Raw genomic sequence first — 345 nt, forward strand, 5'->3', positions numbered from 1 at the left:
GCGCCGCGTCGACGAAGACGGCGCCACCGAGCCCATGGGCGGCGGTGCGGAGCGCCCGGCCCCGAAGGCGGCCCTCGTGTACAACCCCATCAAGGTCGACCAGGATCGTCTGCGCAAGGCCGTCGCCCACGAGTCCGAGAGGGCCGGCTGGTCGGAGCCGCTGTTCTACGAGACGACCGTCGACGACCTCGGCGACGACGTCACCCGGCAGGCACTGAAGGCCGGCGCGACGACGGTGCTCGTCGCGGGAGGGGACGGCACCGTTCGCGCCGTCTCCGAAGCCATGGCGGGCACGGGGGTGCCGATGGCGATCATCCCGAGCGGCACCGGAAACCTGCTCGCCCG

Annotated in this window: 1 protein-coding gene; it reads left to right on the forward strand. The window is 73.0% G+C overall.

Annotated features, from left to right (window positions below; translation table 11 throughout):
- A partial coding sequence (locus B3S45_RS14410; RefSeq protein WP_286721482.1) for a diacylglycerol/lipid kinase family protein occupies positions 1–345 on the forward strand: 345 nt, incomplete at both ends.

The organism is Microbacterium sp. UBA1612 (assembly GCF_002321605.1).
Taxonomy (GTDB): Bacteria; Actinomycetota; Actinomycetes; order Actinomycetales; family Microbacteriaceae; genus Microbacterium; species Microbacterium luteum.